General features: G+C 42.1%; 10 protein-coding genes. 4 read left to right on the top strand and 6 right to left on the bottom strand.

The annotated features are described in order from the left end of the window. Window positions 1–81 precede the first annotated feature (81 nt). From BUQ78_RS06560 to BUQ78_RS06545, 4 genes are read left to right on the top strand one after another with little or no spacing between them, the layout of a single operon-like run. Window positions 82–2,031: an aconitate hydratase gene (locus tag BUQ78_RS06560; RefSeq protein WP_074199679.1), complete on the top strand. Its 1,950-nt coding sequence runs from the start codon at window positions 82–84 to the stop codon at window positions 2,029–2,031. Between the two features lie 4 nt (window positions 2,032–2,035). Continuing rightward, window positions 2,036–3,079, top strand: coding sequence for a lactonase family protein (locus BUQ78_RS06555; protein WP_074199678.1), 1,044 nt, complete (start codon window positions 2,036–2,038; stop codon window positions 3,077–3,079). A gap of 30 nt (window positions 3,080–3,109) precedes the next feature. Further along, a complete protein-coding gene (locus tag BUQ78_RS06550; protein ID WP_074199677.1) occupies window positions 3,110–4,375 on the top strand; it encodes an SLC13 family permease in 1,266 nt (421 codons plus the stop codon). Between the two features lie 14 nt (window positions 4,376–4,389). Then, the gene (locus BUQ78_RS06545) at window positions 4,390–5,094 is read left to right on the top strand and encodes an RraA family protein (protein ID WP_074199676.1); all 705 of its coding nucleotides are present in this window, start codon (window positions 4,390–4,392) and stop codon (window positions 5,092–5,094) included. Between the two features lie 64 nt (window positions 5,095–5,158). On the opposite strand, the gene BUQ78_RS06540 is transcribed toward BUQ78_RS06545, so the two are convergent. The 6 genes from BUQ78_RS06540 to BUQ78_RS06515 all read right to left on the bottom strand — a co-directional run bounded on the left by BUQ78_RS06540 (window position 5,159) and on the right by BUQ78_RS06515 (window position 14,429). Continuing rightward, on the bottom strand, window positions 5,159–5,590 hold the full coding sequence (locus tag BUQ78_RS06540; RefSeq protein ID WP_074199675.1) for a pyrimidine dimer DNA glycosylase/endonuclease V: 432 nt from the start codon (window positions 5,588–5,590) through the stop codon (window positions 5,159–5,161). A 127-nt stretch (window positions 5,591–5,717) separates the two neighbouring features. Further along, on the bottom strand, window positions 5,718–7,481 hold the full coding sequence (locus tag BUQ78_RS06535; protein WP_074199674.1) for a GmrSD restriction endonuclease domain-containing protein: 1,764 nt from the start codon (window positions 7,479–7,481) through the stop codon (window positions 5,718–5,720). A gap of 29 nt (window positions 7,482–7,510) precedes the next feature. Then, window positions 7,511–8,290, bottom strand: a complete 780-nt coding sequence (locus BUQ78_RS06530) for a hypothetical protein (protein WP_074199673.1) — start codon at window positions 8,288–8,290, stop codon at window positions 7,511–7,513. A 31-nt stretch (window positions 8,291–8,321) separates the two neighbouring features. Next, complete coding sequence (pglZ, locus tag BUQ78_RS06525) at window positions 8,322–10,316, bottom strand: BREX-3 system phosphatase PglZ (protein ID WP_074199672.1); 1,995 nt, start codon at window positions 10,314–10,316, stop codon at window positions 8,322–8,324. Then, a complete protein-coding gene (locus BUQ78_RS06520; protein ID WP_074199671.1) occupies window positions 10,309–13,110 on the bottom strand; it encodes a DEAD/DEAH box helicase in 2,802 nt (933 codons plus the stop codon). Before BUQ78_RS06520 ends, pglZ begins: the two co-directional genes overlap by 8 nt. Further along, window positions 13,101–14,429 (bottom strand): YopA family protein, encoded by a 1,329-nt coding sequence (locus BUQ78_RS06515; RefSeq protein ID WP_143228349.1) that lies wholly within the window; start codon window positions 14,427–14,429, stop codon window positions 13,101–13,103. Before BUQ78_RS06515 ends, BUQ78_RS06520 begins: the two co-directional genes overlap by 10 nt. Window positions 14,430–14,432: the final 3 nt, after the last annotated feature.

Here is a 14,432-nt window from a genome sequence, read left to right as displayed (position 1 = left end):
ATTATAACTTAATATTATAAAAAAACAATATTTCCTGTTAAGATGCAAAAGACCAAACAAACAAGGAGGATGATAGCTAACATGAAACAGAACATGGCACAAAAGTTAATTACTTCACATCTGTGCAGACCAGCAGATTTGATTATTGGACAGGAGCTATTGCTGAAAGTTGACCAAACGCTTACGCACGATATAAATGCCGTCATGACCTATCTGGCTTTTGAATCCCTGGATTTGCCAAGGGTGCGAACTAAACTATCCGTCAGCTACATCGATCATAACTTACTTCAAATCGATAATAAGACCCCGGATGATCACATCTATTTACAATCTGTCGCCAAAAAGTTTGGAGTATACCTTTCGAAGGCAGGTAATGGCATTTGCCATACTATCCATTACACCCGACTTGGCAAACCTGGTGAGTTTCTTTTAGGAGGAGATAGTCACACTCCTAGCTGTGGGGCTTTAGGAATGTTGGCTATAGGCGTAGGGGGGATGGACATCACCACAGCCATGGCAGGGTTCCCTTTTAGACTAGAGATGCCGGCAATAGTTAAGGTTAACCTAGAGGGCAACCTTAATCCAGGCGTTTCGGCTAAGGATGTAATTTTAGAAATGCTCAGAAGGCTTACCGTCAAAGGCGGAATAGGTAAGATATTTGAGTTTACTGGCGACGGCGTCAAAACACTTTCCGTCCCGGAGCGCGTGACCATAGCCAACATGAGTGCAGAATTGGGCGCAACCACAGCCATTTTCCCGGCAGACGAAACAGTAAGGGAATTCCTGAAAGCACAGAAAAGGGAAACCGACTATAAAGAAATATTGCCCGATAGTGGTTGCAAGTACGATGAGGAGATAACCATCGATTTAAGGGCCCTTGTACCCCTTGTGGCCTGCCCTCATCTTCCAGATAATGTAAAAACTGTCCGCGAAGCGGAGAAAAAACCCGTTCAACAGGTATTTATAGGGAGTTGTACGAATGGCTCATATAGTGACTTCAAGAAAGCTGCACTGGTATTGAGAGAGGAAAAGGTCGACGAAAACGTCAGCCTGGTCTTCGGCATAACTTCCCGTCAGATTTACTTAAAGTTGCTGGAGGATGGATACATATCAGAATTGCTGAACGCAGGGGCTCGTTTCACAGAATTTGCCTGTGGCCCCTGTTGCGGTATAGGCATAGCGCCTCCATCCAAGGGAATCTCCGTCAGGACATGTAATCGTAACTTCAAGGGTCGAAGTGGCACCTCCGACGCAGAGCTATATTTGGTAAGCCCGGAGGTGGCTGCAGCTACAGCTATTAAGGGAACACTTGCTACCCCGGACGAGGTTATGGGAGATCTTTCTGTTCTTGCATATGTACATGAACCGAACGAATACCCCGTTAACGATAATTTGCTGATTCCTTTTGCGAAAGATGGAAGTGAAGTTGAAATTACGCGCGGTCCAAACATTAAGCCTCTTCCGGTCAATACCCCACCCAGCAATAACCTTACCTGCAAGGTTAGCCTAAAAGCTGGCGATAATGTCTCCACGGATGACATAACCCCAGCAAGTGCCGAGTTTTCGTCAATGCGCTCAAACATACCGGCCCTGGCAGAGTTCGCCTTTAACAGATATGCTCCTGACTTTGTATCACGCGCTAAAGCTTATGGACAAAGCATTATAGTCGGTGGCGTCAACTACGGACAGGGATCGTCGCGTGAACACGCTGCCATCACCTGTATGTTTTTGGGTGTCAAGATGGTCATTGCAAAATCCTTCGCGCGAATTCATAAAAGCAATCTCATAAATCATGGCGTTATTCCGACTGTTTTTGAAGATCCAAGTGATTATGATTTTATAGACCAAGAAGATGAATTAAATATTGAAAATTTGCTACAACAGATAAAAAATAAAAAAATTACAATTAACAATCTGACAAAGAGAAGGAATTTTGCTGTAAATTTAGATATATCAGATTATTATGTAGATATTTTGCTACACGGTGGCTTACTGTTGTTCATAAAGGCTCAATTGCGCGAGGGGGAGTAATTCCATGAAATATGTGTATGTCGGTTGCAGGACTACTAAGACTCGTAATGCCAGAGGAAGGGGCATTTCGCTATATCAAGTTCAAGATAACAAGACCTGGAAGCTGGTAGAGATCACTCCAATTTTGGAAAATCCTTCCTATTTAACTATGGATAAGACTAAAAATTATCTTTACACGGTCCATGGAGACCTTAATGCAGTAAGTGCCTTTAAAATAGACAATGAAGGTAAATTACAATACATTAATACAGTTAGCTCTCAAGGCAAGAATCCCGTATTCATAACGCCGAACAGAACAAACAAATTTCTTTTTGTAGCTACCCTCCAAGGTGGCACAGTGACTAGCTTACCGATAAACAGTGATGGTAGCTTGGGAGAGGCTGTATACGTAGAACATTTGCAAGGCCTTACCGAAACGAGCGTTTCGCATGCTCATCAGTGTTTATTAGATAAAAGCGAGAGATTTCTTTTCGTACCTACCCAGGGGCGTAATGTTGGGTTCGAACGGCTTTGGGTTTTTGAAGTAAATGATGAAACTGGAAGATTATCTCCTGTTTGCTTTATAGATGCCAGAAAGTTCTCGGAACCCAGACATGTTGCTATCCACTCTGATAATACAAAAGTTTATCTAATCAATGAAAAAGGAAACTCAGTCACTTACTACGATTTCGACGACAAATCAAGGAAAATCGAGCCACTACAAATTATTACATCACTGCCGGAAACATACACCGGAGAAGGACAGGCAAGTGCTATATTGGTTCATCCTAACGGAAAATTTCTTTACGCTTCCAACAGGATTCACGACAGCGTTGTATGTTACAGAATCAACAGACAGACTGGGTTTCTTGCAACTATTCATTTCACACCCACCCTAGGCAAGACACCGCGCTTCATGACCTTCAACGAGGACGGCAACAAATTGCTTGTTGCAAATGAGGACAGCGATACGATCAGGATATTCGATGTTAACTCAAAAACAGGGGAACTAGTTTACACTGGCCATTCAATTGCCACCGGAAGCCCTACGTGTATCGTTTTTAAATAGAATAATACCGCAATGAAGGAGGAGTTGTTTATGAATGTGGGATTGCTTTCGATAGTTTTGCTGTGTGCGGCTATTGTTATTGGCTTCGTTCGTAAAGTTAACATCGGGTTGGTTGCGTTACTATTTGCCTTAGCCTTAAGCAAATATGCCGGCATACCAGAAAAAACAGTAATTCAAGGGTTTAATGTCAACTTATTTATCACATTGATGGGCCTGACTTTACTATTTAGCATACTCAAGACAAACGGAACTATCGACATAATGGCTAAAAAGATCGTATCGCTTGCTGGTAATAACAAATATTTAATCCCAGTTATGGTCTACTTGGTGGGTTTTATACTTACAACCATAGGTCCAGGCGCCATTCCCATGTTGGCCATTATGCCAGCTTTTTCCATTCCCATAGCCATCGCTAAGGGGTATAACCCGGTAATGCTTGCGCTGATCGGCTCATTTGGCATATTCAGCGGCCGCATGTCTACAATCACTCCTGAAGGCATTTTGGTATATAATTTGCTTTCAAGTCAAGGCATAGACATTACACAGGCAATAAAGCCGATGTATATGAACATGATTATTACTGGTATTGTTTTATACATAATAGCTTTTATTTACTACAAAGGATTTAGTGTAAAAATTTTGCGTGAGGACAATGATAAAGAACAAGAACAAAAGCTTAATAAACAACAATTTTTATCATTGGTTGGACTAATAGTAATGGTTATTCTGGTAATTTTTGGAAAGTGGAACGCGGGACTAACTTCATTTGCAGTTTCTGCGGTGCTACTTACCTTAAAAGCTGGTGGCGAAAAAGAAAGCGTAGGTGGTATTCCCTGGGGCACCCTTCTTATGATTTCGGGGGTTAGTTCGATGATGGGTATGGTTGTAGAAACTGGCGGAATTAAGACTCTAACAACAGCTTTGGCTGCCATAATGACCCCAAACACATCTCCTGCAATTATGGGAGCTACAGCGGGAATCATGTCGTGGTTTTCTTCAGGATTAGGTGTCGTTTTCCCAACACTTATTCCAACGGTCACCAACGTAGCACAAGTAGTAGGCAATGTTAATCCCATTGAGCTGGCCTCTATGGTGGTAATTGGGGGTACAGTAACAGGGGTAAGCCCTTTGTCAACAACAGGAGCCCTTATCATTGCTATGATGCTGGCGCTTGATGAAAAGGTCGGCAAATTCGATAATATGAAGCTTTTTATCGAACTATTTGCATGGTCTGTTGTAGCGCTTGTGGTTCTGGTCATCCTTGCCCTGTTAGGGGTTTATAAAATTTTTCTGTAGGAGGCAGATATATAATGTTAAAGGTAAAAAATTTCGGTGAACCGTTAGAGCATGATATATTAAATCGATTAAACATACTCTCTACTGCTGAAATTTGCGATGGAATGTCTGAATTTAATGTGACTCGTTGCGGAAGTATAGACGCAGGTATTACACCTGTCAGCAAGAATAGACACTTCGTTGGCGTTGCTTATACGGTAAGAGCCGTTGGCGGAAACACATTTCCAGTGCAATATGCCATTTATAATGGCAAACCTGGATATGTACTATTAGTGGATACGGGGGAATATCGAGATGGTCCTTATCTGGGTGAACTTATGGCCACCGTTGCAAAAAACATTGGCCTTGTCGCCGTAGTGATAGACGGTTTCATAAGAGATTCTGATGCGATTATGCAAATGGATTACACAGTGTTCTGCAGAGGATTTATGCCATGCAAACCATCGAAGTTCGATGATGGCGAGATTAATGCTGCCATATCATGCGGCGGCATTGACGTGGCCCCGGGCGACGTCTTGGTGGGAGATTGTGATGGCGTCGTAGCAATACCAAGGATTAAATTAAAAGAAGTTTTAATGGCATCTGAAAAGAAACACCTTGCTGACAGCGAACGCAAAAGGAAAATATATGACTTTTTTGCAGATAATCAATTTAATCGAAAAGGCTTAGATGTAAGACTTATAATGCCTGAAGAGGTAAGAAAATTGGTTAGAAAATAGCTTATCATATTGTCTTACTTATAATTGTCACAGGATGACTCAATAGGTCACACATTTTGCCAATTCACCTTATCGCTTCCCAGGGTTCAACGGGACCGGGAACGACCTTCATCAAAGGGTGAACGTCAGGAACTTTTATTGAACAAAGCAAGCTATACCGACTTATAACTCTTGTCTTGAGCTTGGCCAACAAATGCTTCCATTCGTAGCAAATCTGCCCGTCGGTCACGGAAATTAGCTGACATCTTTCGACGGGCAACAGCTTATTCTCGTCGAAGCAATAGTTTCGCGCACGACCCTCAAGGAGCACGAAATGTAAATAGGCATTTATAGCGCCCACAGGATCCGGTTGAGCGCGAAAACGTGCAAGCTGGGGATGATGGACGTAACCGCGAGTCTTTCCTTCCAATACCGCCTTGGCGAGCAGCCCCTCCCGCCACAGCGCCACCAGCCCTTTGCTGTCAAGATAACGAGGATGCAGCGACCAGATTCTCATGGATGATTACCTATTAGACGGGCATGTAGGTATGCATTTAAATTAGCATGAGATATCGCCAAATTCATTGTCTTGTATCCATTTTATGGCATCCCCTATAGAGTAAAAAGCCCCTCTAGAGCATTGCTTATATATTTTCTTTCAATTTCATAAATCCCCTGCGAATGATATCAGCCATTAATTTTCTACGCTCATTTAAGAAGGTCGTATGTTCCATTTCATACCATCTTTCGGGCAGCGCATGCAACGTATACATTTTTTGCAGTTCTTCACCGGTAAATCTGGCCTCAATTTGAGGCACATAATCCTTGGGTGCTTTATCCGATATGGCTATATTGTCACGCCATTCCACCAAGGCGTAGTTAGCCGTCTGATAAATAAGACGCTTCTCTCGAATGCCAATTTTCTGCAAATATCGCCGAGGAAACAGATGATGACGTTCCAGGGCTTTCTTTTTACTTTTAATGGTTGGATCCAACAATTCAGAGACCTTCATCTTAGAGTACAACACATTGGCATCAAGAAGGCAAAGCGCTGCATAAAAGGCAAATTGGCCAGTACTGCGAGCGGCAGCTGTCTCTAATTCGTTAGGCAGGGTCACTTCCCAATAGTCTCTTGTAAAAATGGCATTTATTTGTTGATCCAGCACTTTCACAAACCCTTCAGCTGTATCGATCGCCCGTAAGAGCGCTAAATCCTGCTCCATACGACTTTCTGGAGAGCCGGTGTAACGTCCCGTAAGAGCTACCATAAAAAACCAGCGAGCCATAACTTCTCTCAGGTAATAAGGGTCTACGCAATAATCCATCTTACCGATCAACCACATTGCATATGTATAGACTATTGCCATTTCGGAGGAGATGAGCTTACCGCTTTGATAACCGGCACGCTTTAGCACCTTAAAGAAATCGTGCCAATTTTGGAGGTTCAAAACACAATCCTGAGCTTCTCTCAATGTATCAAATTGTTTTTCTCTCTGCTCTACAGAAAACTGCTGAGTTTGCAAATCCTTCCCGCGCAGTAGCGAATATACGTGCTCTAACCTTGCTCGACGAAAACCAAGGGCAACACTAGGCCTTAACAACTGATCAGGGCTAGGAGTAAGGTAATGGTTATATGGTGATGGACGATTATCAACTGGTGGTTTTTTAGCCTGACGGCAAAACTCCTCCAACTGTTTTCGACCATCATCCCAAAACACCGACATAAGTGTAAGAATAAAATCAGCCTGATTAAGCGGTGTACCCTTGCTATTGATGCGAACAAATATTTCTGCAACTCTATCTTCATCAACAGAAGAAGATATTTCCAACGCAGTAAGGGGATAATCTAAGAGCTTTTCTAACCGTGTGATTGAATTTGCTATTTTTGTTCTTTCTTCATCGGCAATTTCACGATTTGCTCCAAGACGATAAAAGAATTTATTTATAAACGTATAACTGCTCATTTCCGGTTTCCATATCTCGCTTATATCGGAAATCCATTTCACATCACTTTCAATGACAGGGTTTGTAACTTCAAATCTTTCTTCTATGGGGTTAAAGGCAATACGAATACGAGCATGACGAAAATCTTTACTTACAATAGGAACTGCCTTAGTTACTGTGTATAATGAAGCCAATCGTTGTTGGCCGTCTACTATTAACAAACGAGGGGCTTTTTGCTTTTGGCCAGTCCCTATGACCTTATGCTCACCGGGGAAGCCATTCTCCCAAAATAAAAAATAACCTATCGGATAACCACGATACATTGAGTCAAACAAGTCCCGCACTTTGCTGCTTGGCCAAACAAACGGTCTTTGGATATCGGGTAGCCCAATCTCTCCTATATCAATATCCTCCACAAGCTTCTTGAGGGTATAATCGACCTTTTTAAAAACAACATCCGGCATATTGACACATCCTTTATTTATTAATTTTGCTAGTTAGCCTTGCCTATTACCAAAAAATCTTGACCAATTCCAACTGAGAAAGCATCGAGGCGCCCTGAGGCCTTGACCAATTGACCAGCTGACACTGGGTTAATAAGAAAGGGAAATAAACTTGGTGAGTTAAGTATGGTATCCAACATCAACGGGCCCCCTTGGTGGACATGCAAAAAAGCCTCGACCAGCCAAGCAATAACCCTTATGTCATTAATGGCAAATGAAAGTCCTGGGACATAAATCCCCCTATTTGCAGTTCTACTAAGCAGACCCCAATCGGCAAGGCTAAGAAATATCTTTTGTACAGCCAGAGATACTGCACCTCGTTCTCCATATTGCTCGCTAATGCGACGTTGCACTTGGCCGACTGACGTTGTACCTTGAAGTCTCAGCTGCCTTCCTATATGCATTGCCACAGCACTCCAAAAAGGATATGCTGCCATGGTCATACCCCAATGAATTATTACATGCTCTTCACGTGGGATATGCGATAAAATTTCCAGGCCATCGTCTCTAAGACAAATCAGATGGATGGGAGGACGAACCCATACTTTCCTTAAAATAGCAATTGTTTTTTCCCTACTGCCACCTTTAACGTTTTTACCACCATAGAGCTTATTGTCTAGTAACCTTTGAAGGGCATCATAAATGGATGACTCGTCGTTTCCGGCAAGGACTAAATTAGCTGTTCTTTCCAGCCACTCTAGGCGTATCAGCCTACTAAAACCAATTTGTGAAAATCTTTTTTGTGACGTTAGCTGGCCGTTATGTGGCACAAACTCACCCCCATGAAAGGATCCGCTCGTTTTATGCTCGTTCAACCTCGATAAATGGGGCTATAACTTCCTCGATGCTAATGCCGCCATGACTTACAATCACATCGTCTTTACGAATAAAGGCCGCCCTGCTTGGTGCAATTAAAGCATAATAATCTTCTGGGAGGCCAATAGACGGCCATTCCAGTGAATCGGGAAATGACATTTTGCACTTTGTTCTTAAACTTAGATCGGAATATATACGAACACGCTCTCCCCGCAATTCTGCAGTTACCCCTTCATTAGGACAACCAATTCCCTTGGCCTCGATGTTCCCATGATCTGATGTAATATATACTTTAAAATCATTATCTATTAAAATGCTTAAAAGGTCTCTCATGAATCCCTGCTTAGTCCATTGCCAAATCTGATTATGCATGCCAGCAGTACCTAACTCCATTCCATGCATTATACGATCAATCTTATCTACGACCAAACCAGCTATTCGTAATCGATCTTGTTTTAGAACCTCATAATGTTTATTAGATATTTCATTACCTAACCCTCTGATGTAAGCTGTATCATTGGCACTAAGTCCTTGCTCTGCCCAGAATTGAGCCCAAAGATTCGATTCCCTATCAGTCGTTCGAATGTTTGTCGGAAAGAACATGGGAGGTTTCCCAGCAAATGCCGCTTGTCGAGATACTGACGTTAAAGTTGGTATCCACGCAAAAACCGCAGACTCTCTAAACTGCAATCTTGAATCCAACTCTTTTAAGACATTACGTAATGTTATCCATTGATCTAAAGCAAGGCCATCAATTAACAAAAGGGCTATTTTAGTGCGCTTATCCCCTGCTAGATTTCGCGCAAGGAATCTAGGAATATGATGTAACATTACTGGAGATGCCGGCGAAAGATTTATAAGGCTCGCATAACGCTTCAAAATCCAATCTTGAAACATTCCATCGATCTTTGATTTTAGTGCATCCATGCGTTCTTTACACGTATCAGGTAAACCAAAGTCTGATGTAAATTCTAAGGCTAAAAGTTCAGCCCATTTATAGGCAAAGTGAAGCCACATCTCATGCCGCATATTATCCTTTAAGTTTTCTTCGACGGAATCCATCAATCCAACAATGCGACGATAATAGCTTTCTTCAGGGTCAATTGTTACGCCAAATTTTATCCAGTGTTCTTTAGGTAATTGCGCTTCTCTGCAAGGAACAGGATGAAGTAAGCCTTCAAGAAATAGGTCATCAATATAAACGCGAATTTCCTCATGATCAAATGGCAAAAGGGCCGGGCCCGAAAACCTTAATCCATATCTTGAAGGATCTTCACAAACTTCATTGCCTTTTAATGCTAGTGTATTTAAAAATATAGGCCATCGTTCTTGAAGAAATGCAAAAAAGGCCTGCCTATCCGAAACGATAATATCTAAAGGCCAATCTTTGAACATCTCATTCTGCTGAAGAAACTGAATAAGGTACTCATCAACGATCGGCGGAATTCTCATGCCGAGGTAATGTCGACGAAGCAACACCAAAAGCAGATCCTTAGGCTCTTTAATAAACTCCGGGATTATTTCAAATACGTAGCGAAGTATGAAACTTTTAGTAGCGTTATCCCCCAATCGTCCTGGCGAAAACTTATCTTGAGCTTGGAATAAAGCATCAAGGTAAATGAAATCAAGTGTCGCAACAACTGGATAGCTTAAATTTGGGAAAATATCAGCCAAGGAAATCGAAACCTTGCGTCCAGCTTGTAGTAAGTCATATGGCAATAAATCTAGTTCATTTGAAGTCAACCTAAGAACAGCCATTGAATCGGTCTCTTCACCATTGTCCCAACGAGAACGGAACTTGGATTCATAAATGTACCTAAATGCAACATTATCATCAAAAGGTATCAGATCAAAACCCCTTGCGCGCATTTCTTCAAAGATGTCCTCTTCAAGCAACAAATCATCAGGATCTGCAACTAATGTTAGGCGTGCGATTTGAGGCTGAAACTCACTAAGGATTATATCACGCCAACTAGCCATCGGCGGTTTCTCCTTCTATGCGAGCCATTAGCACAGGAACCATTTCCGGCATAACCTTTGCTTTAAGTTTAAGCTCCTCATGGAAATATCGTTCCTCTCGTTCCAAGATCTTCAGGCGGTGATTACGTACCTGTTTTAGACCAATTCGCATTATTATCCTACGTCGTGCATCAAAGGCATACTCGCCCTTTTCTTGCTCCCAGATAAGATGTCTTTTATGGGCCTGGAGCAGTTCATCATAGATAAACTTGCCTTGTTGTTCTCCTGCCTTCCAAAGTTGCTCAAAAACCAGGCGAGAACTGTCAACATCCATGTGACAAATTATCCGGGGATATGTGCTTAATAATTGATCCCAAATATGCCTGGCGGTGGGAATAAATATCTGACCACCATCAGCTAAGAATAAGGGCATGACCCTATAACGATTCCAGTCAGCAGTAGAGATTGAAATTCGCCATAGCGACCAAAAACCAACTATCTCCAATGGAAGGCCTTGAACAGCAATTATCGGTATTGGTTGCCCTGGCACAAATGGCGGAAGATTCATGGTCAGAGCTCTTATCTTGGGGTCCTCAAAGGTGAGATAGTATTTTGACGGATTTTTTATCATTTCTTCTTTGTCAAATACAACATTAGCCATTTTCTCATTGTCTGGCCAAGTTAGATCCCATGCGCCATCTTTTTTCTCAGCCATGCCACCATTGGCCAAAATATAGTTTATCGTCATTTGTTCTACCCAATATGGAAAGGGATGAGCCAACAACTGTTGTGCCTCCCGAGGGTTTAAATCTTCAGCAGATCCAAGCAAAGAGGCACTCTGTTTTGACTCCATAGCCTGTTGTCGAATGCTTTTTACCACCTCGTCAACCTTGGTCTCCACATTTTCTGGATTCAGTATGGCTTCGACGTAAAGATCATCGAACATCTGGCCTGCTTGGGCAGAATCAAGTACATCAGCAGTCTTGTCTATGCCAAATTCTTGAAATATGACATCCAGCTTTTCTTCCAACACCTCCCGAACTCGCTTTTCCACGGAGTCATCAAATACAAAATTAAAAGCTCTAACCATACGCGACTGGCCGATGCGATCTACCCTGCCAATACGCTGTTCCAAGCGCATTGGGTTCCAGGGGATATCGTAATTTATCACCACGTGACAAAATTGGAGATTAAGGCCCTCGCCACCAGCGTCCGTCGAAATTAGAACACGCACATCTTCCGCAAAAGCTTTTTGCACTCGAACACGCTCGTCCATATCCATAGAGCCATTAAGGCAGGCCGCAGAGATGCCCCTCTCCGTTAAAAACTCGTAAAGCATCTCCTGAGTTGGCACAAACTCTGTAAAAACCAGCACTTTAAGACCAGGATCACCTTCATCAGCCTGAAGTCGGTAAATCCAGCTAACAAGCGCTTCAGCCTTAGCATCGTAACTTTGGCTTTCACAATCTTTGGCTAAATCTAAAAGACGGCTTACCTCCGTCTTTTCATCCTTTAAAGCTTCGGACCGAAGTCTAATGGCTATATCTATTTGCTCCTGACCATCCAAATCGGCCCAATCTTCCTCTATAATAACTGGGGATAATGATAACTGTTCAAGCGGCTCTTCAAGCACTTCGAGACGCCTTTCAAGCGACGTGCGAATAGCTCGCGTACTCGATACTACCAATCGTTGCATTAAAATCATTAGAAATCCAATATAATTGCGCTTTTCAAGCTTCGCTCTGTTATAGCCTTTGCGGACATATTTAGTTACTTCTTCATAAAGCAATTTTTGCTGCCTGTGACAATTTTCCCAAGAAACTGACACTAAATGTGTATATCGCGGCTTGAATAGCGGCTGACCTTGCACATCTATGGCTTTACGCTTCTCCGTTCGAATTACATACGGCTGCACCCGATCTTTAGATACGCTATTTACATCGGGAAATGCTTGGGCATCTAGGAGCGAAAGCAGCCTATGGAAAGCATCCGTCTTACCTTGATGCGGCGTAGCGGAGAGCAAAAGCAAATAAGGAGCAGCTTTCGAAAGTCCCAAACCAAGTTTATAACGAGCCACCTGATCCGTGCTGCCGCTTAAACGGTGTGCCTCGTCTACTATGACCAGATCCCATCCGGCAGAGATCAGATTCTCGAAGCGTTCTTTATTATACTCAGCAACCTGTTCCATCGACCATCCGCGTCGGTTATCTAAGGGTTTCACTGAATCCATTGAACAGATCACTTGAGGATGAATTTGCCACAGGTTTTCTTGACTAGCTATTCGTCGATAAGCAGAAAAGTCGCTTGGTATGATAAAACGAAACTCTTCTTTAAAATGAAAGCGCATCTCGGCTATCCATTGGGCTACTAACCCTTTAGGTACAACAACCAAAGTGCGCTTAACTAAGCCACGGAGCTTTAACTCACGCATTATGAGCCCTGCTTCAATGGTCTTGCCAAGCCCAACTTCGTCCGCCAAAAGGTAGCGAACCCAATTCGAGGAAACAGCTTTAGACAGGGCTTTAACTTGGTGAGGCAATGGGATGACCTGTGATTCTATTGGCGCAAGCAAAACATCTTGAGTCAAAGCATCGACAACCTTCGCTGCGAAAGCAAGATAGGCTATCCGGTGTTTATTATCGATTGTAATTTCACTTAACGGTTTAAGCTGTGAAGCTGATATACGAACAACAGCATTTTTATTAGGCATCCAGACACGGCAAATAGTCTCGCCCCAAAGCGTCTGGGTTTCAATTACACGGCAAAGGCCGTTATAATCCGAGTTGTAGTACCATTCTGTATTGTTTATTTCCATGGCACATCCTCAATTTCTCCAACCCAACGTTGTTTTAATCTGTTTCCATAGGTGCTTGTATAATTACAAATTGCCAAAATGCTCATCTCTAGGTACCACAAGCCTAAATTCCACGCTTCATAGTAAGCAGTATCATAACGGCCTCGATGTTTATGTTCTGGATGAACAAGTGAGTTCCTAATCTCCGTAAGAGCATGAGGAGCGTCTAACCATTTTATCTGTTTTGAAAGAGAAAAACATTGCAAATTATGAGCTTCAACTGGTATATCAAGAGGTATCCTTAAACTCGAAAACAACAAGCGCAACTTATCCGATGCCCAAATATTTTTAAAACCATCTACTGACAGAAGTTTTTTGTCCTTCACCACATATTCATAGGATAGCCTTTCAAGAGCTGCTTGGGTTAAAATGATACCTGCATCCACTCCTCGAGATGGGTTATTGGCGTTCAGGTACCAATAAACAACTTCGCGTAATGCTTCTTGCCAGCTGTCATCAGCCCATCTTTTCATAAAATTAGGAAACAACTCGACCAACTGATAAGAATTATATGGATCAAACCAAGTCACTGGTACAACCCACGGCTCTTTGGGGGAAGACCACAATTCCCAAACTCGATTCCCAGCATTGTCAAATCCTACAGCACATATAGGCTCGCACCATCCCCCCTTAGCAAAGGAAAGAAAAAATCGAAGTGCATATAAAAACTCTTTTGCCATTTTTCCCGTAAATTGAGCATCATTGGTTCTCGTAATGCAGCCAATGTGAGTTAAACGATATCCCCCTCCTTCTCTAAGCAACTTAATGTTCTCATTTGTAGAAATAAGAGATTTCAATTCAACTTTCCAATCATCACAAAATAAATCCATACGTTGAATCAAGTAACCTTTTTCTTCGCTTTGTTCTACGGTTTTCCTGTTACCAATTAAGTCAACAAAATTAAATAAATGAAATAAAATCCATTTTATTTGGGTCGAGTCATTTCCGATACAGTTTATGGGCTCTAACTTCGGACAACACTTTACGTTGAATTCATCAGATGTTAAATTTAAATCTCCTGAAAGCTTTAAACACTCAACTTTGATGTTATTAATGGTAAAAAATGAAATTTCTTTTAATCTATCTTCAAATGGTACATTATGAAAATGGCCATAGAAGTTAACGCTAGCTTTCGGCAAAAAGTCCAAACGAACTTCACCATCACCTACATAGATATTCCCATCAATACATATCTCAACCCGCCCACAATATAACTGTATGCTATGCACATCAGCGTTAAAATCATACGCAGGTTCTAGTGTTGGTATGTTAGTGTTCATCAA

It is taken from the genome of Acetomicrobium flavidum, from assembly GCF_900129645.1.
GTDB lineage: Bacteria > Synergistota > Synergistia > Synergistales > Acetomicrobiaceae > Acetomicrobium > Acetomicrobium flavidum.
The sequence above is the reverse complement of the archived record's forward strand: the minus strand, read 5'-3'. Positions and strand labels throughout refer to the sequence as shown.

Bases quoted from the DNA above. Each gene is read 5' to 3' on its own strand.
- BUQ78_RS06555 (WP_074199678.1), top strand. From the start codon at position 2,036: ATGAAATATGTGTATGTCGGTTGCAGGACTACTAAGACTCGTAATGCC.
- pglZ (WP_074199672.1), bottom strand. From the start codon at position 10,316: ATGGCTAGTTGGCGTGATATAATCCTTAGTGAGTTTCAGCCTCAAATC.
- BUQ78_RS06545 (WP_074199676.1), top strand. From the start codon at position 4,390: ATGTTAAAGGTAAAAAATTTCGGTGAACCGTTAGAGCATGATATATTA.
- BUQ78_RS06515 (WP_143228349.1), bottom strand. From the start codon at position 14,429: ATGAACACTAACATACCAACACTAGAACCTGCGTATGATTTTAACGCT.
- BUQ78_RS06550 (WP_074199677.1), top strand. From the start codon at position 3,110: ATGAATGTGGGATTGCTTTCGATAGTTTTGCTGTGTGCGGCTATTGTT.
- BUQ78_RS06560 (WP_074199679.1), top strand. From the start codon at position 82: ATGAAACAGAACATGGCACAAAAGTTAATTACTTCACATCTGTGCAGA.
- BUQ78_RS06520 (WP_074199671.1), bottom strand. From the start codon at position 13,110: ATGGAAATAAACAATACAGAATGGTACTACAACTCGGATTATAACGGC.
- BUQ78_RS06535 (WP_074199674.1), bottom strand. From the start codon at position 7,481: ATGCCGGATGTTGTTTTTAAAAAGGTCGATTATACCCTCAAGAAGCTT.
- BUQ78_RS06540 (WP_074199675.1), bottom strand. From the start codon at position 5,590: ATGAGAATCTGGTCGCTGCATCCTCGTTATCTTGACAGCAAAGGGCTG.